General features: G+C 49.7%; 22 protein-coding genes and 2 tRNA genes. 15 read left to right on the forward strand and 9 right to left on the reverse strand.

Going from position 1 to position 23,913, the window contains the following annotated elements:
* Positions 1-2: 2 nt before the first annotated feature.
* The gene (locus ACJ67_RS05095) at positions 3-833 is read left to right on the forward strand and encodes an NAD-dependent epimerase/dehydratase family protein (protein WP_049638147.1); all 831 of its coding nucleotides are present in this window, start codon (positions 3-5) and stop codon (positions 831-833) included.
* A gap of 11 nt (positions 834-844) precedes the next feature.
* On the forward strand, positions 845-2,065 hold the full coding sequence (locus tag ACJ67_RS05100; protein WP_231587259.1) for a lytic murein transglycosylase: 1,221 nt from the start codon (positions 845-847) through the stop codon (positions 2,063-2,065).
* A gap of 3 nt (positions 2,066-2,068) precedes the next feature.
* Here the strand turns inward: ACJ67_RS05100 and ACJ67_RS05105 are convergent, their stop codons facing one another.
* Complete coding sequence (locus ACJ67_RS05105; RefSeq protein ID WP_231587260.1) at positions 2,069-2,731, reverse strand: 2OG-Fe(II) oxygenase; 663 nt, start codon at positions 2,729-2,731, stop codon at positions 2,069-2,071.
* Positions 2,732-2,826: 95 nt separating this feature from the next.
* Between ACJ67_RS05105 and ACJ67_RS05110 the strand changes: the two genes are divergently transcribed.
* The 10 genes from ACJ67_RS05110 to ACJ67_RS05155 all read left to right on the forward strand — a co-directional run bounded on the left by ACJ67_RS05110 (position 2,827) and on the right by ACJ67_RS05155 (position 10,673).
* Positions 2,827-2,903 (forward strand) — tRNA-Val (locus tag ACJ67_RS05110).
* 89 nt (positions 2,904-2,992) lie between these two features.
* On the forward strand, positions 2,993-4,915 hold the full coding sequence (gene thrS, locus ACJ67_RS05115) for a threonine--tRNA ligase (RefSeq protein WP_049639784.1): 1,923 nt from the start codon (positions 2,993-2,995) through the stop codon (positions 4,913-4,915).
* 43 nt (positions 4,916-4,958) lie between these two features.
* A complete protein-coding gene (gene infC, locus ACJ67_RS05120) occupies positions 4,959-5,525 on the forward strand; it encodes a translation initiation factor IF-3 (protein WP_197080692.1) in 567 nt (188 codons plus the stop codon).
* 85 nt (positions 5,526-5,610) lie between these two features.
* The gene (gene rpmI / locus ACJ67_RS05125; protein WP_018985786.1) at positions 5,611-5,808 is read left to right on the forward strand and encodes a 50S ribosomal protein L35; all 198 of its coding nucleotides are present in this window, start codon (positions 5,611-5,613) and stop codon (positions 5,806-5,808) included.
* 10 nt (positions 5,809-5,818) lie between these two features.
* Positions 5,819-6,178: a 50S ribosomal protein L20 gene (rplT, locus tag ACJ67_RS05130; protein WP_018985785.1), complete on the forward strand. Its 360-nt coding sequence runs from the start codon at positions 5,819-5,821 to the stop codon at positions 6,176-6,178.
* Positions 6,179-6,252: 74 nt separating this feature from the next.
* Positions 6,253-7,254, forward strand: coding sequence for a phenylalanine--tRNA ligase subunit alpha (pheS, locus tag ACJ67_RS05135; protein ID WP_049638150.1), 1,002 nt, complete (start codon positions 6,253-6,255; stop codon positions 7,252-7,254).
* 51 nt (positions 7,255-7,305) lie between these two features.
* Entirely contained in the window at positions 7,306-9,654 is a 2,349-nt protein-coding gene (pheT, locus tag ACJ67_RS05140; protein ID WP_049638151.1) for a phenylalanine--tRNA ligase subunit beta, read from the forward strand.
* An 80-nt stretch (positions 9,655-9,734) separates the two neighbouring features.
* A complete protein-coding gene (locus ACJ67_RS05145; protein ID WP_018985782.1) occupies positions 9,735-10,049 on the forward strand; it encodes an integration host factor subunit alpha in 315 nt (104 codons plus the stop codon).
* 14 nt (positions 10,050-10,063) lie between these two features.
* A complete protein-coding gene (locus tag ACJ67_RS05150; RefSeq protein WP_049638152.1) occupies positions 10,064-10,492 on the forward strand; it encodes a MerR family transcriptional regulator in 429 nt (142 codons plus the stop codon).
* 104 nt (positions 10,493-10,596) lie between these two features.
* A tRNA-Pro gene (locus ACJ67_RS05155) sits at positions 10,597-10,673 on the forward strand.
* Between the two features lie 277 nt (positions 10,674-10,950).
* On the opposite strand, the gene ACJ67_RS05160 is transcribed toward ACJ67_RS05155, so the two are convergent.
* The 3 genes from ACJ67_RS05160 to ACJ67_RS05170 form a co-directional block, all read right to left on the reverse strand.
* Positions 10,951-11,352 carry a hypothetical protein gene (locus tag ACJ67_RS05160; RefSeq protein WP_049638153.1) on the reverse strand — a complete coding sequence of 134 codons (402 nt, stop codon included), beginning with the start codon at positions 11,350-11,352 and terminating at the stop codon, positions 10,951-10,953.
* 154 nt (positions 11,353-11,506) lie between these two features.
* A complete protein-coding gene (locus tag ACJ67_RS05165) occupies positions 11,507-11,686 on the reverse strand; it encodes a hypothetical protein (RefSeq protein ID WP_049638154.1) in 180 nt (59 codons plus the stop codon).
* A gap of 380 nt (positions 11,687-12,066) precedes the next feature.
* On the reverse strand, positions 12,067-14,163 hold the full coding sequence (locus ACJ67_RS05170) for a bifunctional diguanylate cyclase/phosphodiesterase (protein ID WP_049638155.1): 2,097 nt from the start codon (positions 14,161-14,163) through the stop codon (positions 12,067-12,069).
* Between the two features lie 201 nt (positions 14,164-14,364).
* Between ACJ67_RS05170 and ACJ67_RS05175 the strand changes: the two genes are divergently transcribed.
* The 3 genes from ACJ67_RS05175 to rluB all read left to right on the forward strand — a co-directional run bounded on the left by ACJ67_RS05175 (position 14,365) and on the right by rluB (position 18,256).
* Positions 14,365-15,327: a hypothetical protein gene (locus ACJ67_RS05175; RefSeq protein ID WP_049638156.1), complete on the forward strand. Its 963-nt coding sequence runs from the start codon at positions 14,365-14,367 to the stop codon at positions 15,325-15,327.
* A gap of 32 nt (positions 15,328-15,359) precedes the next feature.
* Positions 15,360-17,045: a single-stranded-DNA-specific exonuclease RecJ gene (recJ, locus tag ACJ67_RS05180; RefSeq protein ID WP_049638157.1), complete on the forward strand. Its 1,686-nt coding sequence runs from the start codon at positions 15,360-15,362 to the stop codon at positions 17,043-17,045.
* Positions 17,046-17,149: 104 nt separating this feature from the next.
* Complete coding sequence (rluB, locus tag ACJ67_RS05185; protein WP_049638158.1) at positions 17,150-18,256, forward strand: 23S rRNA pseudouridine(2605) synthase RluB; 1,107 nt, start codon at positions 17,150-17,152, stop codon at positions 18,254-18,256.
* An 82-nt stretch (positions 18,257-18,338) separates the two neighbouring features.
* Here the strand turns inward: rluB and prmB are convergent, their stop codons facing one another.
* The 5 genes from prmB to dapD all read right to left on the reverse strand — a co-directional run bounded on the left by prmB (position 18,339) and on the right by dapD (position 23,907).
* Positions 18,339-19,241 (reverse strand): 50S ribosomal protein L3 N(5)-glutamine methyltransferase, encoded by a 903-nt coding sequence (gene prmB / locus ACJ67_RS05190; protein WP_049638159.1) that lies wholly within the window; start codon positions 19,239-19,241, stop codon positions 18,339-18,341.
* Between the two features lies 1 nt (position 19,242).
* Entirely contained in the window at positions 19,243-20,385 is a 1,143-nt protein-coding gene (gene dapE / locus ACJ67_RS05195) for a succinyl-diaminopimelate desuccinylase (RefSeq protein WP_049639785.1), read from the reverse strand.
* 4 nt (positions 20,386-20,389) lie between these two features.
* Positions 20,390-20,743, reverse strand: coding sequence for an ArsC family reductase (locus ACJ67_RS05200; RefSeq protein ID WP_049638160.1), 354 nt, complete (start codon positions 20,741-20,743; stop codon positions 20,390-20,392).
* A gap of 78 nt (positions 20,744-20,821) precedes the next feature.
* The gene (locus ACJ67_RS05205; RefSeq protein ID WP_049639786.1) at positions 20,822-22,879 is read right to left on the reverse strand and encodes a bifunctional diguanylate cyclase/phosphodiesterase; all 2,058 of its coding nucleotides are present in this window, start codon (positions 22,877-22,879) and stop codon (positions 20,822-20,824) included.
* Between the two features lie 200 nt (positions 22,880-23,079).
* Positions 23,080-23,907 carry a 2,3,4,5-tetrahydropyridine-2,6-dicarboxylate N-succinyltransferase gene (gene dapD / locus ACJ67_RS05210; RefSeq protein ID WP_049638161.1) on the reverse strand — a complete coding sequence of 276 codons (828 nt, stop codon included), beginning with the start codon at positions 23,905-23,907 and terminating at the stop codon, positions 23,080-23,082.
* Positions 23,908-23,913 lie beyond the last annotated feature (6 nt).

The raw sequence follows: 23,913 nt of genomic DNA on the forward strand, positions 1-23,913 counted from the left end.
ATATGCGGATATTGCAAGTGGGGTGTGGTGGTTTAGGGGCCTTGATTGCAGAGGCGACGCTCGCACAAGGCCATGAATTAACGATTGTAAGGCGTTCGCATAAAGCGGTGCCACCAGGGGCGCAGGCGCTTTATCTGGATGTCGTTGCCGGAGAATGTCTGTCTACCTTGCATACGATAAAAGCCGATATTCTGCTCTATTGTCTGGCACCGGTAGATGGACAAAGTTACCAGCAAACGTATGTGGAAGGCCTGCGCCATGTGTTGGCGCATGTTTCACTGAGTCAACTAAAGCACGTATTTTTTATTTCCAGTACAGGGGTTTATGGCGAGCAACAGGGGGAATGGATAGATGACGCCACGCCAGCTATCCCTGTAGACGCTGAGGGGCAAGTCATACTAGAGGCGGAGCGTTTGCTGGATGAGCTGGATTGCGGCCATAGTGCACTGCGGGTGTCCGGCATTTACGGGCCCAAGCGATTATATCTGTTGCGACTTTTGCAGAATCCGGCACGTTGGCCAACAAAAACGCACTGGACCAACCGTATCCATGAGTTGGATGTTGCGGCCGCAGTCGTGCATTTATATCAACATTTGGCGGATGGTAAGTCATTGCCGGGCCATTGCATACTGACCGATGGAGTGCCCACGGCGCAACACGAAGTATTACAATGGTTAGCAGCCCAACAGAATTTGCCAGCACCGGAAACGCCGCCATTACAGCCACAATCCGGTAAACGTATCCGTAATGGATTTTTACAGCAAACCGGATTCAAATTGCAGTTTGCAGATTATCGGGCAGGCTATGCCTCGATTTTATCCAGTCTAAAGTAGTGGATCACAGTATGAAAAAAAACGGTAAGTGGCAGGCAGCGGTAAGTACCTTAATGATGACTGGCTTGATGATTGTTGGCATGATGAGCCATGCCGATGAGGTGGAGGGTTTTCAGTCGTGGCTGGGGATTGTGCGTCAGGAAGCCATTGATCTGCAGATTGCGCCAGAAGCCGTCGATGTGACCTTGAGACAAGCTATTTATCTGCCGCGCGTGATCGAGCTGGATCGCAAACAACCCGAATTTGTTACCAGCTTTTCTGCTTACGTCAATCGCCGCATTAATCCGCGCGTGGTTGGCAAAGGCAAGCAGATGATGCAGGATTACCAGGGCGTGCTCTATGTGGTCGAAGAGTTATATCAGGTACCCAGAGAAGTGCTCGTTGCCTTTTGGGGGCTAGAAACCAATTTTGGCGGCTTTATGGGCGATATCCCGCTGGCCTCTGCACTGGCAACGCTGTCATATGAAGGGCGGCGTGCAGAATTTTTCAAGCGTGAACTATTCAACTTGATGCGTGTGGTCGAGCGCGATCAGCGCTATGACAGCCCGGTGGTGGGTTCGTGGGCGGGGGCGACTGGACATATGCAGTTTATGCCGACGACCTTGCTTAAATATGGTGTAGATGCGGATGCAGATGGCAAAATTGATATCTGGAGTTCTTATCCTGACATCTTTAGTTCGGCCGCCAATTATCTGGCACAAGCTGGATGGCAACCCGGCAAACCAGTGAGTTTTCAAGTGTCTTTGCCAGCTGGTTTTGATTACAGCCAGGCACAGTGGCAGCATAACAAGCCAGTGAGCGAGTGGGTGAAAGCAGGGGTGGCTGGCGTGCCTGATAGTGCCTTGAATTTACCACAGGCAGCCATATTGTTGCCTCAGGGTTATGATGGTCCGGCTTATATGGTATTCCCCAATTTTGATGTGATTATGCAGTGGAACCGCTCAGTCAATTATGCATTGGCGGTGGGTTTGCTGAGCCAGCAATTACGCCAGGATACCTATACCTTGCAGATGCCGCCCGAACCGCCCGCACTCAGTTATCAGCAAATGTGGAGCTTGCAGGAAGCACTCAATGCCAGGGGGTTTGATTGCGGTACCCCGGACGGATTTCCTGGCGCCAAGACGCAGGCTGCTATCCGGCGCTATCAGGCCAGCAAAGGATTGCCGCAAGACGGCTATGCTGGCGCAGACATCTATAGCCGCCTGACTGCTCAGATTCAGTCTGCGCAGTAATCGCTAGCGGGTTTTAAACCAGCCTGTGACGCTGATGCGTGGCAGGTTCGCTGGCCGTACCTCATGCCAGAACCTGGCCGCTAAAAACAATACCAGCCTGCCGCCTAGCGGCGCAATGTCCAGGTGGCTCTCGGTCGAGGCTGGTTTTTCGTAATGCTCATCCAGGTATAAACGCAGTTCGCCGCCGGCATCTTCTGGCCATTGATCGTTCAAGTAAATAATTGAGGTCAGTGTCCGTGCGCCAGGCACGGGCTGTTGCCTATGCTGGCGAAACTGGTCAATATGGGTAGCGTAGCCGACAGAGCCAGCCGGATAAATGGCAAAATGGGTTTCAAATTCATCAAGTCCCATCATCAAATGCCTGTTTGCGGCTTGTTGCACCTCTTGTAATAACCCTAGGTATTGCTGAATGGCGGGATGTGGGTCATCCTTTTTCAGCCAGGCGATCTGGTCGCCGCGTAAATTGGGGTTGGTAATGGCTGATCGGCTGGTGCCTGCCTGGTGCATCTGGCCTTGTTGTTGTCGTTCCAGGGCAATGGTGCGCAAAGCAAGCGTTAATTCAGCAGGTAAAAAGTCATCTATGACGCAATATGCTTGCGTTGCCAGGGTGTCTATCATGGCATCAAGCATGCCGTCTGGGAGTAAAATGGCGCGGAGGCTGGTCATTCGCATATTATAAGCGGGATACCATTGCTTAACAGAAGGCTTTCGGATAGAATGCGCAACCTTATTGATGTGCAGCAATAAGCAACCAATACTTTAGTCGCGTAGCTCAGCTGGTTAGAGCACCACCTTGACATGGTGGGGGTCGATGGTTCGAGTCCATTCGCGACTACCAATTAAATTTAAAAAAGCCGTTATAATTAACGGCTTTTATTATTTGTGCCGTTTGCAAGGCACGTGATTGATCATTTTGACGGATTAGGCATGCCAAATATTCGATTACCCGATGGGTCTGTAAGACAGTTTGAACAAGCCGTGACAGTGGCAGATGTCGCCGCCAATATTGGTACGGGATTGGCAAAAGCTGCCTTGGCTGGCAAGGTCACGCACCCCGGGCAAGAGGCTAAACTGGTCGACACTAGCTATTTGATTGAGCAGGATGTCGACCTCGCCATCATTACCGATAAAAACGATGAAGGCCTGGAGGTGATCCGTCACTCCACGGCGCACTTGCTGGCCTATGCCGTAAAAGAATTGTTCCCCGATGCGCAAGTGACGATTGGCCCGGTCATTGAAAACGGTTTTTACTATGACTTCAGCTACAAGCGCCCGTTTACGCCGGATGACCTGCTAGCCATTGAAAAGAAAATGGCAGAACTGGCGAAAAAAGACGAAAAAGTCGAACGCAAAGTCCTGCCGCGTGATGAAGCCGTGGCTTACTTCAAAAGCATCAACGAGCATTACAAAGCCGAGATTATTGCCAGTATTCCTAGTAATGAAGATGTGTCTTTGTATTCTGAAGGAAACTTCACCGATTTGTGTCGTGGTCCGCACGTGCCGAATACCGGCAAGCTGAAGGCATTTAAGTTGATGAAATTGGCTGGTGCTTACTGGCGTGGCGACAGTAATAATGAAATGCTGCAACGTGTGTACGGCACTGCCTGGCGTAACAAGGATGAGCTGGAAGCTTATTTGCACATGCTGGAAGAAGCGGAAAAGCGCGACCACCGTAAACTGGGTAAGCAACTCGATTTCTTCCATATGCAAGACGATGCGCCTGGTATGGTGTTCTGGCACCCTAAAGGCTGGAGCATCTGGCAAGAGGTTGAGCAGTATATGCGCAACAAGTTTAAAGAATACGGTTACGACGAAGTACGCACGCCAACGGTGATGGACAAGACACTGTGGGAGAAGTCAGGTCACTGGCAGAACTACCATGACAATATGTTCACTACTAAATCGGAAAACCGCGATTACGCCGTCAAGCCGATGAACTGTCCTGGCCATATCCAGATTTTTAACAGCACATTGCATAGTTATCGCGATTTGCCGTTGCGACTGGCTGAATTTGGTTCCTGTCACCGTAATGAGCCTTCTGGTTCCCTGCATGGCCTTATGCGCGTGCGTGGTTTTACGCAGGATGATGCGCATATTTTCTGTACCGAAAACCAGGTCGAAGCCGAAGTGGCGGATTTCATCAAGATGCTGTATTCGGTCTACCAGGATTTTGGTTTTAACGATGTACTGGTGAAATTGTCTACCCGCCCGGAAAAGCGCGTCGGTAGCGATGACGTATGGGATAAAGCCGAAGCAGCACTGGCAGCGGCGCTGGACCAGAATGGCCTGAAGTATGACTTGCAGCCAGGTGAGGGCGCATTTTATGGCCCGAAAATTGAATTCACGCTCAAAGATTCGCTCGGCCGTTTGTGGCAATGCGGCACCATTCAACTCGATTTCAATCTGCCGGTACGCCTGGGGGCAGAATATGTGGATGAAGACAATACCCGCAAACATCCGGTCATGCTGCATCGAGCGATTGTTGGCTCCATGGAGCGTTTCCTGGGGATTCTGATTGAAAACTTTGCTGGCGCGATGCCAACCTGGCTGGCGCCGGTACAGGTCATGGTGCTCAATATTTCTGATAATCAAGCCGATTACGTACGCCAAGTAGTTGAAAGATTGAAGAAAAATGGCATTCGATGTGATTTTGACTTGAGAAATGAGAAGATTACCTATAAAATACGCGAACATAGTTTGCACAAGTTGCCTTATTTGATTGTTGTAGGCGATAAGGAAATGCAAAATGGTCAAGTGGCCGTACGTACCAGAAAAGGCGAAGATCTGGGTGTGATGTCAGTAGATGCGTTTGTTGCGCAGATACAGCAAGATATCCAAAACCGGGTCTAATTTCTGGTATTCGTGCGGCTTTGTTTATTGTTAGGGGATTGTTATAGCTCAGGATAAAGATACACGCATCAATGGCGATATTACAGCGCCGCAAGTGCGTTTGATTGGTGTAGATGGCGAACCGTTAGGCGTGATGAGCCTCAAAGAGGCCTTTGCCAAAGCGGAAGAAGCTGATATTGATATTGTTGAAATTGCGCCAAATGCTGCACCACCTGTGTGCCGTTTGATGGATTATGGCAAATTCAAATACGCCGAGAGCAAGCGTCTGCACGAGCAAAAACTGAAACAAAAACAGGTGCAAATTAAAGAGGTCAAATTCAGACCCGGCACCGATGACGGCGATTACAATATTAAATTACGCAACATCATCCGTTTTTTGGGTGATGGCGATAAAGCAAAAATTACTTTGCGTTTCCGTGGTCGCGAAATTACGCATCAGGAATTTGGTTTGGCTTTGTTAAAACGCCTGGAGGCAGATTTAACAGAGCATGCATTGGTGGAGCAATATCCAAAAATGGAAGGCCGCCAAATGGTGATGGTGTTGGCGCCAGCGAAGAAAGTGGTGCCTGTTGCCAAAAAAGCTGAAAAAGCCGCACCAAGCGAAGAATAAAGTTTTAGTAATAAAAAGTTTTTTGGAGTAATACGGCTAAATTGGCTGCCTAGTTACTCTCTATTTAACCTCTAAGGAGAAAAAAATGCCAAAGATGAAGACAAAGAGCAGCGCAAAAAAGCGCTTTAAGTTCTTGGGTAACGGTAAAGTGAAGCGTACACACTCTCACTTGCGCCACATCCTCACCAAGAAAACTACCAAGCAAAAACGTAAACTGCGCGGTACTGCAATTATTTCTGCGACCGACGTGAAACGCGTTCGCGCAATGATGCCAACACAATAAGGAGACCGACATGCCTAGAGTAAAACGTGGTGTCATCGCACGCGCAAAACACAAAAAAGTTTTAAATGCTGCTAAAGGTTATCGTGGTCGTCGTAAGAACGTTTACCGCGTTGCCAAACAGGCGGTGATGAAAGCCGGTCAATACGCATACCGTGACCGTCGTCAGAAAAAACGTCAATTCCGCGCATTGTGGATTGCTCGTATTAACGCGGCAGCCCGTGAAGCTGGTTTGACATACAGCCGTTTCATGAACGGTCTGAAAAAATCTGCGGTTGAAGTTGACCGTAAAGTATTGGCTGATCTGGCCGTGTTTGACAAAGCTGCTTTTGCCAAATTTGTAGAATTGGCTAAAACAGGTTTAAGCGCCTAATCAGACCTACCAAAAAAAGAGGCTGCGGCCTCTTTTTTTATTTTAATGTGACTTAAAACATAAAGAATTTCAAGATGGCTGACCTCAATCACCTAATTGCAGAAGCAGAACTAGACTTTGCTGCTTGCCATGACATCCCGGCACTAGAAAACGCCAAGGCCAAATACCTAGGGAAATCTGGCGCACTCACCGACGCCTTGAAAGGGCTTGGTAAACTGACTGCCGAGGAACGTCCAGCCGCAGGTGCAGCCATTAATGTAGTTAAGCAAGCCGTAGAGAGTGCCTTAAATGGCCGCCGTGACAGCATCCTGGCAGCTGCTCAGGCGAAGCAACTAGCCAGTGAAACCATCGATGTGACTTTACCAGCGCGTGCGCAATCCGCTGGTGGCTTACATCCGGTGACGTTGACACTGCGCCGGGTTGAAGAGTTATTCCACTCGATTGGTTTCAGTGTGGCCGATGGCCCTGAAATCGAAACCGATTTTTATAATTTTACTGCGTTGAATATTCCGGATAATCATCCGGCGCGTGCCATGCACGATACCTTTTATGTCGATACCGGTAGTTACAGCATGGAGCACGTATTGCGTACGCATACCTCTCCGGTGCAAGTGCATTACATGGAGAACAATACGCCGCCGTTGAAGATTATTGCGCCAGGCCGCGTTTATCGCGTCGACTCTGATGCCACGCACTCCCCAATGTTCCACCAGGTAGAGGGGCTTTGGGTCGATGAGCAGATCAGTTTTGCCAACTTGAAAGGCGTGGTACAAGATTTCCTGCAAAAATTCTTTGAACGCGACGATCTGACCGTGCGTTTCCGTCCTTCTTTTTTCCCCTTTACTGAGCCCTCTGCGGAAATGGATATGAGTTGGAACGGTGGCTGGCTGGAGATTGGTGGCTGTGGCATGGTGCATCCTGAGGTGCTCAAGCACGTCAATATCGATAGCACTCAATACCGTGGTTTTGCTTTTGGTCTGGGCGTAGAGCGTTTAGCCATGTTGCGCTACGGCGTCAATGATTTGCGTCATTTCTTTAATAATGATCTGCGCTTTTTGCAGCAGTTCATCAAATAATTCAAGCGCCAGCACACTTTAAATACCGAATTTATACAGGGTTAGATACATATGCAGTTCTCTGAACAATGGTTACGTTCCATGGTGAATCCGTCACTGGATACCGAGCAACTTGGTCACGCATTGACCATGGCCGGCCTAGAGGTGGAAGAGTTGACCCCGGTAGCTCCTGCGTTTAGCCGTGTCGTTGTGGCAGAAATCCTGGAAGCGGCCAAACATCCGGATGCGGACCGTTTGCAGGTATGCAAGGTGAAAGTAGGCGAAGAGGTATTGCAGATTGTATGTGGTGCGCCAAACGCGAGAGCAGGGCTGAAAGCACCGTGTGCGCTGGTGGGCGCTGAGCTGCCAGGCATCCAGATCAAACAGGCCAAGGTACGTGGCGTAGAGTCTTTTGGCATGATGTGCTCAGCCAAAGAGCTGGGGATTGCCACTGAAGCGAACGGCATTCTGGAGCTACCGGCAGACGCGCCAGTGGGCCAGGATATCCGTGAGTATCTGGATTTGAATGACAGTACTTATACTTTGAAGCTCACCCCTAACCGTGCGGATTGCCTGAGCATTGTCGGCATTGCGCGAGATGTGGTGGCGATGACGGGTGCGCCCATGACGGCCCCAGACATCAAATCCGCCGCAGTCACAAGCCATTTGAGTAAAGCAGTCACGCTGCAAGCCAAAGATGCTTGTCCAGCCTATTATGGTCGCGTGATTGAGGGTGTAAATGCGCAAGCTTTAACCCCTGACTGGATGATTCGTCGCTTGGAGCGTAGCGGCATTCGCAGTATCAGCGCATTGGTGGATATCACCAATTATGTATTGCTCGAGCTGGGCCAGCCTATGCATGCCTTTGATTTAAACCTGCTGCAAGGCGATATCCAAGTGCGTTTTGCCCAAGCCGGTGAAAAGCTGGCTTTATTGAATGATTCAGAAATCACGCTCAAAACCGATGACCTGGTGATCGCAGACAGCCAGGGTCCAGTTGCCTTGGCGGGCATCATGGGCGGCAAGCCGACTTCTGTCACGGACGCGACACAAGCCATTTTCCTTGAAAGTGCGTTCTTCACGCCGGATGTGATGGCTGGCAAAGCACGCCGCTTGGGTTTGAGCACCGATTCCTCATACCGTTTTGAGCGGGGCGTCGATTTTGGCAACACCTTGAATGCACTTGAGCGCGCGACAGCGCTGGTATTAGATATTTGTGGCGGCCAGGCAGGTGCTGTTACCGCTGTAACGGCGCAATTACCGGTACGCAAACAAGTTACTCTACGCCATGCTTATCTGGTCTCTATTCTGGGGATTGAGGTCAGCCTGACACAGGTTGGACAGTTGCTGACTCAGTTGGGCTTTGCCTACACCGAAACCAACGGCGTATTTGAGGTGAGCGCTCCCAGCTTCCGTTTTGATATTGCCCGTGAAGAGGACCTCATTGAAGAGGTCGCCCGCCTGCACGGTTATGAACATATTCCCGCACTGACACCCGTCGCGCCGCAAGCCATGCTGGTTGCGCCAGAGGCTGCACGTAGCAAGCACTGGTTGCGCGATCTCATGGCCAATCAAGGCTACCAAGAAGTGGTGACGTACAGCTTTGTCGATGCGAGCTGGGAACGTGATTTGTATGGCAACAGCCAGCCAATTACGCTCAAGAATCCGATCGCCAGCAACCTGAGTGTCATGCGCTCTGGCTTGTGGGGCGGCTTGCTTGATGCGCTTGATTACAACCTCAAACGCCAGCAAACCCGTGCCATGTTGTTTGAGCTCGGGGCGAGATATGAAAAAGGGGCGCAAGGCTTTGTTGAAACCTTGACCTTATCTGGCCTCGTCTATGGCAGTGTGCAGCCTGAGCAGTGGGCCGCAGAAGCCCGTGCCTTTGATTTTTATGATGCCAAAGCCCATGTCGAAGCATTGTTTGCGCAGCCTGTGCGCTTTGTGGTCGAGCAGCATCCTGCCTTACACCCAGGCCAGACGGCCCGTATTTACCTGGGTGACAAAGCAGTAGGCTGGTTAGGTAAATTGCACCCGCAATGGCAGCAGCAGTATGGCCTGACCAGTGCCTGTTATCTGTTTGAAGTAGACGCGGATGCCGCGTTGGCAACACAAGTGCCAGTCTATTCAGAGGTCAGCAAATTCTTGCCGGTGCGTCGCGATCTGGCCGTCATCGTTGATCAAAATACCTCGGCACAAACCATGATTGATGCCATTATTTCTGAGCAAATTCCACAACTGCAAACAGTGAAATTGTTCGATGTTTATCATGGTAAAGGTGTGCCCGAAAACAAAAAAAGCCTTGCATTTCTTGTACTTATGCAAGATACTTGCAAGACCATGGTCGATGAGGAAGTCGATACCATCGTGGCACGAATCCTCAACAACTGGTCATCCAATTTTGCTGCATCACTCAGGTAATCGTTTGGGTAAAACCAAGGATAACAGTTGATACAACACAAGCGTCATCTCGCATAATAAGAAGGTTCAGGGGATCGTTAATGACACTCACAAAAGCTGACTTGGCCGATTTGTTGTTTGAACAAGTCGGGCTGAACAAGCGTGAAGCCAAGGACATGGTAGAAGCGTTTTTCGAAGAAGTCCGTAATGCACTGGAACAAGGTGACAGCGTCAAGCTGTCTGGTTTTGGTAACTTTGAATTGCGTACTAAATCCGAGCGTCCTGGCCGCAACCCAAAAACTGGCGAAGAAATTCCAATTTCTGCACGTCGTGTAGTGACTTTCCACGCCAGCCAAAAATTAAAATTGCGCGTAGAAGAACACTACGCCGAACAACCTTTGCAAGCACAAGCCTGATCTGATTCGACGACATGCTAGACACGCAAAAAGTCACCTTGCCGCCTATCCCTGCCAAACGCTATTTCACGATTGGTGAAGTCAGCGAGTTGTGTGGGGTCAAGCCGCACGTATTGCGTTATTGGGAGCAGGAGTTTACGCAACTCAAACCCGTCAAGCGTCGTGGCAATCGCCGCTACTACCAGCATCATGAGGTTTTACTGATTCGCAAGATCCGTGAATTGCTGTACGAGCAAGGCTTTACTATCAGTGGCGCCCGTAACCGCCTGGATGGTGTGGATGAAAAGGCAGAAAAACCACGTACTACCCAAGAAGTTGCTTCAACACCTCGTGCAAATGCGCCATCTCTCATGTCTGAAGAGATCCAATTCCCGGCCGTGGATGTGGTAGCCCTCAGAGAACAAATTCAACAGATCCTGCAACTCCTCAAAGTACCCACCTAAGTAGATTGCAAGCCATTAAAACCGCATATTCTGCTTAGCGAATATGCGGTTTTGCTTTATAATGCAGCCTTCTTTTCGAGTGGGTTTCTGCTCGAGTCAAACGTCGGGGCGTAGCGCAGCCTGGTAGCGCACTTGCATGGGGTGCAAGGGGTCGTGTGTTCGAATCACACCGTCCCGACCAATTTCTTTTCAAAGCCATCCAATAGAATTCGTAGACAGCCTTTAAACAAGTTTATAAAGCCATTTGTGTATCAATGCTATCCAATACAGTCCATTGATATCCATGGTTAAGTTGGGGTAACTTAGGGGGTAAAACAGCTTGCGCAGTGGAAGTTATTCCTAAATAGCACTGACGGATACAACTTGCAGCAATTCACAACTAACTGCTAGACATAGAAGCTTTATGATGAAAAGGCTTGTTTAAATTTATTCTGCCAAACTAGGGTAAGCGGACGCGATTATTTACGTTTTAGCTGCTCTAAGAATTTATCACCGGCTGTATGATTTTCCTCATACATTCTATCCAGCCTTTTATTCAAAGCATCACACTTGTCTTTTAATTTCTCGGCTTCCTCTAAACCATCATTTAAATGCGCTATTAAGTAATCATGTTTTTCAGATTTCTGATGTGGCGTTAATCGCTTATCCTTTGAAGCGGCATCCATTTCCGCTATTCGGTTTAATCTTGCATTTGATTTCGCTGAATATTCAGCACAGATAATTTCTTGCTCAGCTTCTGTTTTTTTTATTTCTGCTTTAGAAAACGGCAGTGCTTTTTCATAAGTATTCGTTGTGGTGATTGATTGCTTGGCACATGATACTGTTAATAAAGCAGCCAGAAAAATGATTACTCTTATCAAAATGTACCTCAGCGTCTACTCGCTTATTTGCAATATGGATTGTGGAGTAATTGGCTTAAAAATCAAAGCGGTGTTTAGGTGACGTATTGCGTGAGTCTAAGGTGCGTGACACATGACCTTGTAATGATAGTACGTGATGTATTCAAAAAACCAGTTAATCATTTTCCGGTTTGTAGGTGCGTTTATCTTTTTGCGCCCGCTCGTTAACACGTATTGCTAACAGGCATCCGGCTGCGATGACCACTGCTGTGATAGGCTTATAACCAGGATCGGTCAATGTCCAGATAAGGGAACCTAAGAGTGCTGTCGCCAACAATAATTTGAGAGCTACCATTGTGTCTCCTTAACTGATGAGGTTGGAGTTAAAAACGCTATATTTGTATATCGATCCGTAAAATACATCAAAGTTTCTAGTTATTTTTTTCGGCTATTCATTCGAGCGGGTAAAAGTATCTTGTGGACTGCTTGCTTTATATAATGAAGACTTTAATGTTTAATCTATAGCGAATCATATGAAGACAATAATCGTGGCAATTACTGTACTTGGTCTTTTGTTACCTGGATGTGTCGTTGTGCGCGACCATTGCCCGCCTGGACAGGCTAAGAAAGGCAATTGCTGATTTTCCCAACGAGAATCTGCTGTTTGTGAGGGGTGGATGCCTCAATAGGGAGGCAGCTTGGGCTTATACTCCCGTCGCCTAAGTGTAACGGCTGTTAAACGCTGGCGTCAGGAACGATGCTGGCAGCTTGTTGTTGTGGTACGGCGGTGGTATGTCTAGCCAGCGCATCGCTGAGCGGCAGGGGCCTATTCAGATAGAATCCTTGAGCATACGCCACCCCCATTTCCTTAAGGCAGTCCAGGGTGGCTTCATCTTCCACGTATTCGGCGATGGTCTGGATTCCCATCGACTGGGCGACGCTCTGTATGGCTTTTGCCATCGCCAGGTCAACCTTGCTGCTGGTGATATCTTTCACGTAAGCCCCATCCATTTTCAGGAAATTGACGGGCAGGTGTTTCAAATAGCTGAATGAAGACATGCCACTGCCAAAGTCATCCAGCATGAATCGCGTGCCCAATTTCTGTAACTCAAGAATGAGTTTGATGGTGTTGTCAATATTAATGATGGCGGATGTTTCGGTGACCTCAAAGCATACGTGTGTTGGCGGAATATCGTAGGTTTCAAAACAATTCTGAATATAGGGCAGCAACTGTGCATCGCCGAGTGACATGCCGGAGAGGTTGATGCTAACAATAAATGGCTTGAGGCCGGATTGTGTTTTAAACAAGGGTTGCAATGCCATAAATGCATGCTGGATCACCCAGCGGTCAATCTTGGTCATCAGATGATAGCGCTCCGCCGAGGGGAGGAATTCGGCAGGAGGGATGATGCCGCCATGTTCATCTCGTTTGCGGATCAGGATTTCATAGAAAGGTGGTAGCTCTTTGTTCTGTAGTGGAAAGATACCCTGGCAGTACAGCACGAAGTCGTTGTGTTCTATGGCCTCGTTGATGCGCACTACCCATTCCATTTCCACATGGCGCTTGAGCAGCACATCATCTTCGGGGTGAAACAGGTGAATCTGGTTACGGCCATTATCTTTTGCCACATAACAAGCGGCATCGGCATGGCGTGTAATCTGGCCGACATCTTTCAAATCAGCGGTAATCTCGACAATCCCTATGCTGATGCCAGTCTGGAACAGACGGCCCTCGTGCATAAAGCGGAAGGTTTCGACCATTTGCCGTAACTGTGCCGCTATTTCAATGGCTTTTTCAACCTGGCAGTAGCTCAGTAACAGGCCAAATTCATCGCCGCCCAGTCGTGCGAAAGTATCTTCGGCACGGATGCGTTGGCTCAGGATCATACTGATCTGGCGCAACATTTCATCGCCAGCCAGATGGCCGCAGGTATCATTAATGACACGGAACTGGTCGAGATCCATGTAACAGAACACATGGTTGGCCCTATGCAGTTTCACATCTTGCAAGGCTTGCTGCAGACGTCGTTCGAGCTCCTGGCGGTTAACCAGGCCGGTGAGAGCGTCATGGCGGGCCTGATAGCGTAGTTGCGCTTGCGCATCCTGAATACGGTGTCGCATATCGGCTTCCACATGCTGCATTTCCTTCGAAATTTGGTTAATGGTGCTTTGCAGGGATTTGATTTCCGGTAATGTATTTTTTCCGTGGCTGACTTGCTGGCTGCCAATCATAAAGCGCTTCAGGGCAGTGGTCATGTCACGGATAGGTTGACTGATTGATCGGCTCACCCAGCTGACAAGAATAGAGCACAGCATCAACGCCAGGGTGATGTAGCCGACATTTTTAATGAAGGCGTCGCGATGATCTTCGATCAGGGCAGCTTTATCGATAGCAACAAAGACATAACCCAGCAAATTGTGGGCAGGCTCGGTAGAAAAGACTTTCACCATGGTGATGTCATGCGTGTTTTGCTGCATGACGACAGTATCCTGTTGCGGCAGGGCTTCCTGCATACTGAATGAAGTGCCCAGGTGGGCAATCGGCCGATTATTGGCATCGGCAATCATCAGGGATAAATACGGTTCACGACTGAGCTGGCTGGCTTTGAGCAGGCGCTCTATATATTTCGGGCCTTGTAACTCGGTCTGGTTATGGATGACCGCAGAAAGGAATTTTGCGGTGGTTAGGGCATGCTGGCTCAGCTTGTCTTCTTCGCGTTGCAGCTGTTCTTTAAAATCAAACAGCAGCAAAATACAGGATAACGCAAACACGGGTCCGATCACTAACAGCAGTAATCTGGACTGGATACTTAAATTTTGGAAAAAAGGCATGGATTCCAAGTAATCTAATCAAATTGAATCAGCAGGCGCGTATACGGCCAGGCAGAATGGCCATTGAATCAGATTCATGACATCCCCCCTAATTTCGTGTATAAGAACCATTGATTATAACCATCACAACCTGGCTAGCCCGTTACTTTTTAAGCGGCCAGATGCTCAGTTTTTTCGTGAACCTAGTGTATTTGTTTTCGCATGATACAGCAAATTTATATCACAGATTATCTGTCGGATGCCGCCGCGCAGCCCACTGACATGATTCAGTCTCTCGTAGAACAGTGTCCCATTTTTTTTGGGGCGCAGTGGCAAGTTAACTCCTTGTCTCCGCTGAAGTCATTGTGGCAGCGTCTGGGTGCCAGCGGGGATGCGACATCGGCGGTATTGTGTGCCAGGATGCCATTGCCAGTTGCGCCGCCGGCATTTTGCCTGTTACCTGTGCATCTGGGCTTACGCCGTGATACCTTCAGCCTGCAATCGATTGTTCCGCTTGCTGCGGATGTGTATGCCGTGTTGAGTGAACGGTTGAAAAATCACTTCTTGCAGGAGTTTACTATTCACGAGGATCCGAGCCAGCGCTATTGGTGGGTGGTGCCCGTGCGTGAAATAAATGCGCAGACGCAATGGCCGCAGTATTGCCTTTACCAGCAGGCCATGCATTGGCAACCGCAAGGGCCAGATGCTTCTGTGATAAGGCAATGGACCAATGAAATACAAATGCTGTTGCATGAGGCCGCGTATTCCCCGGCTGTGACCAATTGGCCGGAGACATTAAATAGCTTATGGTTTGCCAGTGTGGGCCACATTCCAGCCTGGCCAGCCATGCCACTGACTGTGAGTGGGCAAGGGGATATCTTTTCAGGATTGCAAGCGAGTCGACTGACTGCGGCACAATCCATCCCAATGTCAACCATGTTTGCTGATCAAAAAATGACTGACGGAGTCTGGGTGGCTGACCAATGGCAAGCGGTCAACTGGGCAGAGGTGTCTCGTGCTTTGCAAACAGGGCGGATATCAGCGTTGCGTGTGGTGATCCCATTTGCGGAGCGCAGCATCGAAATAGGTTATAAAAAACAATTTCGCTGGCAGTTCTGGCGAAAGCCCTACACGTTGCAAACATTATTACAGCAACTCGAAACAACATTGGCTGCGGCCAGGTAAGTGTGTTTGGAGAGGTCTAACTAGAGCATCAGATGAGAGTCCAACAGAGAGTATATTCAAACAGTTGTGTTGAAGCGTTGCAGGCACAGGGATTACCCAATTTGCTGGCAAGGTTACTGGCGGCCAGGTCTGTAACCGCCGAGGACTGGTCATTGCAGGAGATGCCGCACTTGCTGAAGCCAGACGCGCTCACCGGCGCCACCCGCATGGCGCAATTGCTTGCAGACGCAATTGCACAGCAAAAACGCATTCTCATTATTGGCGATTATGATGCCGATGGCGCAACAGCAACCAGCGTTGCCATGCGTGGTTTAGGCATGATGGGCGCACGGGTCGATTTTCTGGTCCCCAACCGCTTTGAAGATGGTTACGGCCTCACACCGGAAATTGTGGCGCTCGCGGCGACACAACAGCCAGAGGTGATTTTGACTGTAGATAACGGGATTGCCAGTATTGATGGTGTGGCAGCAGCAAAAGCACTAGGCATGCAGGTATTGATTACCGATCACCATTTGCCGGGTGAGCAAGCACCCGCCGCAGACTGCATCGTCAATCCTAACCAGCGTGGCTGTGATTTTCCGAGCAAGCACCTGGCCGGAGTGGGGGTCATGTTTTATGTGCTGATCGCTCTGCGCGCAGAGCTCAAGCAACGCGGTATGTTGGCAGAAGATGAGGTGCATTTGGGCAGTTTGCTTGATCTGGTGGCTTTGGGGACGGTGGCTGACCTGGTCAGGCTGGATACCAATAACCGTATTCTGGTCAGGCAGGGACTCAAACGCATCAGGCAAGGTCTGGCTTGTCCTGGTATTCTGGCCATTCTTAAACTCGCAGGGCGTGACCCGGCACAGGTCAATGCACAGGATTTGGGGTTTTATGTGGGGCCACGCCTCAATGCGGCTGGTCGACTGGATGATATGACCATAGGTATACGCTGCCTGCTCGCAGACACACCACAAGAAGCTCTGCAGTATGCCCAGCAATTGCACGTATTGAATGCCGAACGCAAGCAGATTGAAGCAGAAATGCAGTGGGACGCCATGGCTGACCTGACACAGGATTTTAAAGACACGCAATACACGATTAGCGTTTTCCAGCCAGACTGGCACCAGGGCGTGATCGGTATCCTGGCCTCGCGCATCAAGGAGCGTTTTCATCGGCCAGTGATTGCCTTCGCCGATGCAGGGGATGGGCTCATCAAAGGGTCCGGTCGCTCCATTGCCGGTTTACATTTGCGTGATGCACTTGACCTCGTCACCAAGCAGCAGCCTGATCTGATTGTTAAATTTGGGGGCCATGCCATGGCTGCGGGACTCAGTATTCGCGCTGTGGATTTTGCCCGTTTCCAGCACACTTTTGAGCAAGTTGTACAAGGCCTGATAGATGCCGAGACTTTGCAGGAAGTTCTTGAGACCGATGGTGGCCTGGAGGTGCATGAAATGACCATGCAGACAGCGGAGTTGCTGACACAGCAGGTATGGGGCCAAGGTTTTCCACAGCCAGTATTTTATGACCGCTTTCAGGTGTTGCAGCAACGCATACTGGGTGAAAAGCATTTGAAGCTACGCCTGCAAAAACATAACCAGCAGTTTGATGCCATTTATTTTCAGCATGCCGTGTTGCTGCCAGAACAAATAGAAATTGCGTATGCCTTACAAGTCAATGAGTTTAATGGCAACCGCAATTTGCAATTGCAAGTGATGCATGCAGTGACGGCCTGACAACCTTGCCCCTCATCTGCTCGCTAAATCAACCGCAATGTATTTAGCTTTAGAGAGTCTGCTGTAAATACGGTAAAATACAGCCTTCATTCAAGAGGTTAAGCATGGCTCGTCCATTTAAATCCCCCAAAACTGTTTCCGGGACACGTCCCCCCAAAGAGCAAACACCGGTAGCAGAGACTGCTGAAGGTGTGGATGCGCCTTCAGCGCCCCGCTCGGGACAACGCTTGCATAAACTGCTGGCGATGGCTGGCTTTGGCTCACGTCGCGAGATGGAAACATTGATTGAAACGGGTCGTATCACCATTAATGGCCAGGTAGCACAAGTAGGTGCGGTGGTCGATGAGCACGACATCGTACGCCTGGATAGCCGTATTCTGCATTTGCCGTTTGAGGCTGAACTGCCGCAGGTGCTGTTGTACCACAAACCTGAGGGCGAGATGGTGACGCAGGATGATCCTGAAGGGCGCGCGACGGTGTTCGATAAATTGCCAAGGATCAAGCAGGGGAAATGGATTGCCATCGGCCGTCTGGATATGAATACCAGTGGTTTGCTGATTTTCACCAACTCAGGCGAATTGGCTAACCGGTTCATGCATCCGCGTTATGAAGTTGAGCGCGAATATGCGGTACGTATTTTGGGTGAGCTCACTCAAGAGCAAATGGCGCAATTAACCAATGGTATCGAGCTTGAAGATGGCCCGGCTAATTTTGAGAGCATTTATACCAATGGGGGCGAGGGCGCTAATAAGTGGTATCAGGTGGTGATTAAAGAAGGCCGTAACCGCGAAGTACGCCGTCTGTTCGAAGCCTTTCATATGCCGGTGAGCCGTTTGATGCGCGTGCGTTTTGGCCCGGTTGCGCTGCCACCACGCCTCAAGCGCGGCACCATGCTTAAACTTGAGCAGAAGCAAGTAGTTGCTTTGCTGGAATGGGCAGGCTTGCCTGTGCCACGCAAACCGCTCAAACAAATGAGTCCGCATGACCGTGACCGTGCAACCCGCGTGTTTACGCCGAAAGTACGCAAACAGCGGCGCAGCTTGTTAGAGGTGGCCAATGCCCCAGCCAACAATAGCGAGCGTCCGGCACGTGCACCCACTGGTAATCGCCGTATTCGCCAGGATTCTGATCTAAAACAGGCATCGCTGCAGAATGCACGTATCAATAGCGGCGCCAAAAAACGCAGTGACCGTCATCGTGGCCGCGGTTAAGCTGCTGGTGAAAATAAAAAAGCACTTCTGATTGAAGTGCTTTTTTTATGGCTGGGGTTGCCGTGTTTTTCAGCTTGCTGCGTTATTCAGCCTGTAAACCGGCCTCTATTAAATCTTCTTTTGTCAGCATAAACACAAACTGGTCGCCGGCACTGGTGTCCAGCCAGGTGAATGGCAAGTCAGGATACGCGTCATGCAACGCATCCCGATTATGGCCAATTTCTACGACCAGTATGCCACCATCATTTAAATATTCAGCCGCCTGCGTCAGTAAAGTATGTGTGTGGTCCAGTCCGGCAGCGCCACTGCCTAATGCCAATTGGGGTTCTTTGCGGTATTCTTCTGGCAGCTCAGCCATGCTGGGCGCATCCACATAAGGCGGATTGCTGATAATCACATCATATTTACGGCCCTTGAGTGCGGTAAACATGTCGGATTGTACGGCTTGCACCTGATGTTCCAAGCCGTAGCGACCAATGTTGATATTGCATACTTCAATCGCATCGGGAGAAATATCGACAACGTCAATATGTGCATTGGGGAATGCCTCTGCCAGTAAAACACCCAGGCAGCCAGAACCGGTACAAATATCGGCTGCCGATTCGACCATTTCCGGGAACTCCACCCATGGCTGTAAACCGTCTTCCAGCAATTCTGCAATAAAAGAGCGCGGCACGATGACGCGTTCATCCACGTAAAACTTGAATCCGCGCAGCCAGGCTTCATTCACAAGGTAAGCCGTGGGCGTATGCTCGGTGACGCGCTTTTCAATCAGCGTTCCCAGATGCTGACATTCTTCTGAGGTTAAACGCGCATCAAGGAAGTTATTGAGTGTGTCATGCGGCAAATGCAGCGCGCTCATAATCAGCCACACAGCTTCGTCGTAGCTGTTATCGGTGCCATGACCATAAAAAATATCAGAATTTTCAAAACGGCTCACGGCATAGCGCAGCCAGTCACGGATAGTATATAAGTTGGTCGTCATATTATTTCAGCAACAATAATTCCATGGTGCGTTTGTAAGTTTCCTTGAGCGGCTCAATGTCGGCTACGGCGACGCATTCATTCAGTTTGTGTATCGTTGCATTCAGTGGCCCGAATTCAATCACTTCCTTGCAAATGTCGGCAATAAAGCGGCCATCTGAGGTGCCACCGGTCGTGGAGAGTTCTGGACTGACACCGTAGCTTTGCTGAATGGCCTGGCTGATTGCCTCGACCAGCTGGCCGCGCGGGGTGATATAAGACTGGTTGTGCTCCCATTCGAGGGTATAGTCAAAGCCATGGCTATCCAGGATGGCATGGACGCGAGAACGCAGGCTTTGCTCAGAGCTGCCTTGACCCTCCACCTCCGGGCAATAACGGAAGTTGAACAGGATTTCTACTTCACCGGGGACGACATTGGTTGCACCAGTGCCGCCATTCATGTTGGAAATTTGCCATGAGGTGGGGGGGAAATACTCGTTACCGTTGTCCCACACAGTTTCCACCATGTCCTTAATGGCAGGTGCGGCCAGGTGAATTGGGTTTTTGACCAAGTGCGGGTACGCAATGTGGCCCTGGATGCCTTTGACCGTGAGCTTGCCAGACAATGAACCACGCCGGCCATTTTTGATCATATCGCCAACGACTTTATTGCTCGTGGGCTCACCGACGATGCAGTAATCAAAAGTCTCGCCGCGAGCCTGCAGGGCTTCCACCACTTTGACAGTCCCTTCAATGGCAATGCCTTCTTCGTCAGAGGTGATCAGCAAGCCTATGGAACCTGGGTGGTTTGGATTTTCGGCAATAAATTCTTCGATGCTGGTAATAAAGGCAGCCAATGACGTTTTCATGTCGGCTGCACCGCGTGCGTACAGCATGCCATCCTTAATCGTTGGCTCAAATGGCGGTGTGTGCCATTGGTCGAGCGGACCAGTGGGCACCACGTCAGTGTGCCCGGCAAATACAATCAATGGACCTGTGGTACCCCGACGGGCGTAAAAATTGTCCACCTGGCCAAAACGCATACGTTCAATCTTGAAACCCAGGGGTTCAAGACGTGCAATCATGGCTTCCTGGCAGCCAGCATCTTCTGGGGTCAGTGAGCGGCGTTTGAGCAGGTCAATGGCAAGGTCCAGTGTTTTTGACATAGGCTTATTCTCTGGCAAACAGTTGGGCATACTCGGTTTCATTAAAACCGAGGGCAATGATTTTATCGTTTTTGACCACGACAGGCCGCTTGATGACAGAGGTTTTTTCTTGCATCAGGACTTGGGCTGACTTGGCATCCACGACGGTGTTTTTCTCGCTATCACTCAGGTTGCGCCAGGTCATGCCACTGCGGTTGACCAGCTTTTCCCAGGGATACTGCTGCAACCACGATTGTGCGGTAGCCGTGTCCAGCCCTAGTTTCTTAAAGTCATGGAATTCATAGGCAATCGCGTGCTCTTCCAGCCAGTCACGGGCCTTTTTGACAGTGTTGCAATTGGGGATGCCGTACAGTTTCATGGTGCGCTATCGGGTAAAAAGTTTATTTTACCAGCCGATGCGCAGGGTGTTGCAACTTAATTGATGTGCTTGCCGAGTTTAGAACAGGCTTTGCGTGGTGGATTTGAGTTGAAGTTCGCTGAATACATCAAACAGGAATTTCTGTTCTACCGGTTTGGAAAAGAGGAAGCCCTGCATCTGGTCGCAACCAATGCTGACCAGGGCAAGGCGCTGGTCTTCATCTTCCACGCCTTCAGCGACCACATTCAAATCCAGCGCATGTGCCAGTTTAACAATGGCTTCTACAATTGAAAGCGCAGTGCGGGAAGAAGCCACTCCTTTAGTAAGGGTGCGGTCCAATTTGACTTCACTAATTTCCAGGTCCTGCAAATGCGTCAGGCTGAATGGATGTAGCCCAAAGTCATCCAGGGAGATTTTAAGCCCTTGTTTTTTGAAATGGCGCAGGGTTTCTTTAAATTGCGCCTGATGATGGATCGCATTGGTTTCCGATACTTCCAGAATCAGGTTGCGCGCTTCCACTTCATGGGATTCCAGAATCGACTGTATCAGTGAACCGAGCTGCTTGTTCCGGAATTGCTGGTTGGACATATTGACTGAAATGCTCAGGTCAATGCCGCGGTCACGCGCCAGCCGGATAGTACTGCATGCCTGCGAAAGGACCCATGCGTTGATTTCTTCAATCATGCCAAAGCGTTCTGCGGCTTCAATAAAACTATTGGGCGAAAGCAGGCCACGTGTAGGATGCTGCCAGCGCAATAACGCCTCAGCGCCATGTACCAAACGGGTTAATGAGTCGACTTTGGGCTGGAACAGCAACCTGAATTCCTGGTCGGTAATCGCTTTTTTGAGCTCCACCCGCGTTTGTTGCATGACATCTGACGCCTGCTCAATTTCGGCATCAAAGAAGCGGTACTGGTTTTTGCCATTTTCCTTGGCCTTATACATGGCGGCATCTGCATTCAATTTGAGTTTTTGCAGGTTGCCGTCTTGAGGATACATGGAAACGCCAATAGAGCAGGAAATTTCAATGACATGATCTTCTATGATGAAAACCTCACGCAAAGCATCGATAATGCGCTGAATCACCGTCACGACACTTTGGTGGTTTTCGATTTCGCTGAGGACAGCAATAAACTCATCGCCGCCCGCCCGTGCCACATAATCACAATTACGGATGGCATTGCTGATACGCTTGGAGACTTCAATCAATAACAGGTCACCAATGTGATGACCAAACTGGTCGTTGACGGGTTTGAAATGATCCAGATCAATATATGCAAGCGCCAGTGACTCGCCATTCCGGTCACAACGCTTGGCACTGATGATCAGGTGCTGGTTTAAAGCGTCGCGGTTAGGCAGATGTGTCAGTGGGTCGTAAGCCAGGAACCGCTTGTTAACCGTCTGCGTGTTGCGAAAGGTAAGCTTGCTTTGCGTGAGGTCGACATTGCGCTCATAAAAGATGACCAGGATGAATGAGGTGATAAACAGCAATACAGGGACTAATACCAGCAGGAGTATCAGATAGTTTTGCGTTTGGTCGCTGGGTTGGCCGATCAGCATGTTGTTATGCACAATGCTGAGGTTGATTGCGGTGTGGGATGCCAGGAAGCCCAGCGCGATCTCCACTGAAAACACCCATTTCAAGCGTTGTAATGCTTTTCCTTCATAGCTTTTCAGCCAGAGGGTGGTGACGATAGCCAGTGCCGATGTCAGGCAGGCCAGGAAAAGCGCGAATAATGCTGTCCAGGTGTCGATACGGATATTGATCGCCCCGGCGCTCAGCTGGAAAAAATAGGAAAGCAGATAACCGCTCACGCCCGCTGCCAATGAGGCATAGAGCAGGTCTCGCAAGGGCAGTTTTTTCTGGTTGACTGTTTTGAGTAGTGATAGGGAAAGCAGGTAGGCGCACAACAGGCTGCCTATCAAATCCACCGGATGCTGTGTGATTTTTGGAATATTGTCAGAAGCGAACTGGTAGCCAGCATGCAGCAGGAAAATACCAGCGGCAGTCATTGCGGAATATTTTTTTAACAGCGCATCATGGTCCTTGATTGCAGCGATACGCAGCTGATCAACAAGCTTAAATGCAAAAAAACATCCGATGACACTGGATGTGAATAGCAGCAGAATAAGCATGTTTGTTGGGATCATAGTTGCACGGTCATTGTGATTATTAGTGGTGTGACTCTACTGCGTTTTGTTTCTTGCCTGCTATTTCTCCATACTTGATACGATTACCACAAAAGCGGATGATGAGAATCACTCTTATATCGACCCGATATGCCCATAACTTGAGCGGTGATACGAGAGCGATTCCCAGTACGAGTATTTAAACCTTACACACCACGCAATAATTCGTTGATACCGACTTTGCCCAGTGTTTTAGCGTCGACTTTTTTCACGATCACAGCGCAGTACAGGCTGTATTTGCCATCGCTGGAAGGCAGGTTGCCTGATACTACGACTGAGCCTGCAGGCACGCGACCAAAGTGTACTTCACCGGTTTCACGGTCATAAATCTTGGTCGACTGGCCAATATAGACACCCATAGAAATCACGCAGTTATCTTCTACCACTACACCTTCAACCACTTCGGAACGTGCGCCGATAAAGCAGTTGTCACCAATAATCGTGGGGCCAGCCTGTACTGGCTCCAGTACGCCACCAATGCCTACGCCACCTGATAAGTGCACGTTTTTACCAATCTGTGCACAGGAACCCACGGTCGCCCAGGTGTCCACCATGGTGCCTTCACCTACATAAGCACCGATGTTGACATATGAAGGCATCAACACTGCGTTTTTGGCAATGAAAGAGCCTTTGCGCACAATGGCGTTAGGCACGACGCGGAAACCACCCGCTTTGAAGTCTTCTTCAGTGTAGTTGGCAAATTTTGGATCGACTTTGTCAAAGTAGCGGGTCACGCCGTCATCCATCAAGTAGTTGTCTTTGAGACGGAAAGACAGCAACACGGCTTTCTTGATCCACTGATGGGTTTCCCATTGCTGGGTATCGCCGATACGTGTAGCGACACGCAGTTTGCCTGCATCCAAATCGTCCAGCACTGAAGCCACGGTGGCTTTAATATCTGCTGGTGCATTGGCCGGGTTGATGTTGGCGCGGTCTTCAAAAGCCGCTTCAATAATGCTTTGACGTGGATCCATGATGTT

Origin of the sequence: Methylophilus sp. TWE2, from assembly GCF_001183865.1 — a bacterium.
In the GTDB taxonomy this organism is placed as follows: domain Bacteria; phylum Pseudomonadota; class Gammaproteobacteria; order Burkholderiales; family Methylophilaceae; genus Methylophilus.

Excerpts from the sequence above, each read along its gene's own strand:
- ACJ67_RS05095 (WP_049638147.1), top strand. The coding sequence starts at position 3 with ATGCGGATATTGCAAGTGGGGTGTGGTGGTTTAGGGGCCTTGATTGCA.
- ACJ67_RS05100 (WP_231587259.1), top strand. The coding sequence starts at position 845 with ATGAAAAAAAACGGTAAGTGGCAGGCAGCGGTAAGTACCTTAATGATG.
- ACJ67_RS05105 (WP_231587260.1), bottom strand. The coding sequence starts at position 2,731 with ATGACCAGCCTCCGCGCCATTTTACTCCCAGACGGCATGCTTGATGCC.
- thrS (WP_049639784.1), top strand. The coding sequence starts at position 2,993 with ATGCCAAATATTCGATTACCCGATGGGTCTGTAAGACAGTTTGAACAA.
- rpmI (WP_018985786.1), top strand. The coding sequence starts at position 5,611 with ATGCCAAAGATGAAGACAAAGAGCAGCGCAAAAAAGCGCTTTAAGTTC.
- rplT (WP_018985785.1), top strand. The coding sequence starts at position 5,819 with ATGCCTAGAGTAAAACGTGGTGTCATCGCACGCGCAAAACACAAAAAA.
- pheS (WP_049638150.1), top strand. The coding sequence starts at position 6,253 with ATGGCTGACCTCAATCACCTAATTGCAGAAGCAGAACTAGACTTTGCT.
- pheT (WP_049638151.1), top strand. The coding sequence starts at position 7,306 with ATGCAGTTCTCTGAACAATGGTTACGTTCCATGGTGAATCCGTCACTG.
- ACJ67_RS05145 (WP_018985782.1), top strand. The coding sequence starts at position 9,735 with ATGACACTCACAAAAGCTGACTTGGCCGATTTGTTGTTTGAACAAGTC.
- ACJ67_RS05150 (WP_049638152.1), top strand. The coding sequence starts at position 10,064 with ATGCTAGACACGCAAAAAGTCACCTTGCCGCCTATCCCTGCCAAACGC.
- ACJ67_RS05165 (WP_049638154.1), bottom strand. The coding sequence starts at position 11,686 with ATGGTAGCTCTCAAATTATTGTTGGCGACAGCACTCTTAGGTTCCCTT.
- ACJ67_RS05170 (WP_049638155.1), bottom strand. The coding sequence starts at position 14,163 with ATGCCTTTTTTCCAAAATTTAAGTATCCAGTCCAGATTACTGCTGTTA.
- ACJ67_RS05175 (WP_049638156.1), top strand. The coding sequence starts at position 14,365 with ATGATACAGCAAATTTATATCACAGATTATCTGTCGGATGCCGCCGCG.
- recJ (WP_049638157.1), top strand. The coding sequence starts at position 15,360 with ATGAGAGTCCAACAGAGAGTATATTCAAACAGTTGTGTTGAAGCGTTG.
- rluB (WP_049638158.1), top strand. The coding sequence starts at position 17,150 with ATGGCTCGTCCATTTAAATCCCCCAAAACTGTTTCCGGGACACGTCCC.
- prmB (WP_049638159.1), bottom strand. The coding sequence starts at position 19,241 with ATGACGACCAACTTATATACTATCCGTGACTGGCTGCGCTATGCCGTG.
- dapE (WP_049639785.1), bottom strand. The coding sequence starts at position 20,385 with ATGTCAAAAACACTGGACCTTGCCATTGACCTGCTCAAACGCCGCTCA.
- ACJ67_RS05200 (WP_049638160.1), bottom strand. The coding sequence starts at position 20,743 with ATGAAACTGTACGGCATCCCCAATTGCAACACTGTCAAAAAGGCCCGT.
- ACJ67_RS05205 (WP_049639786.1), bottom strand. The coding sequence starts at position 22,879 with ATGCTTATTCTGCTGCTATTCACATCCAGTGTCATCGGATGTTTTTTT.
- dapD (WP_049638161.1), bottom strand. The coding sequence starts at position 23,907 with ATGGATCCACGTCAAAGCATTATTGAAGCGGCTTTTGAAGACCGCGCC.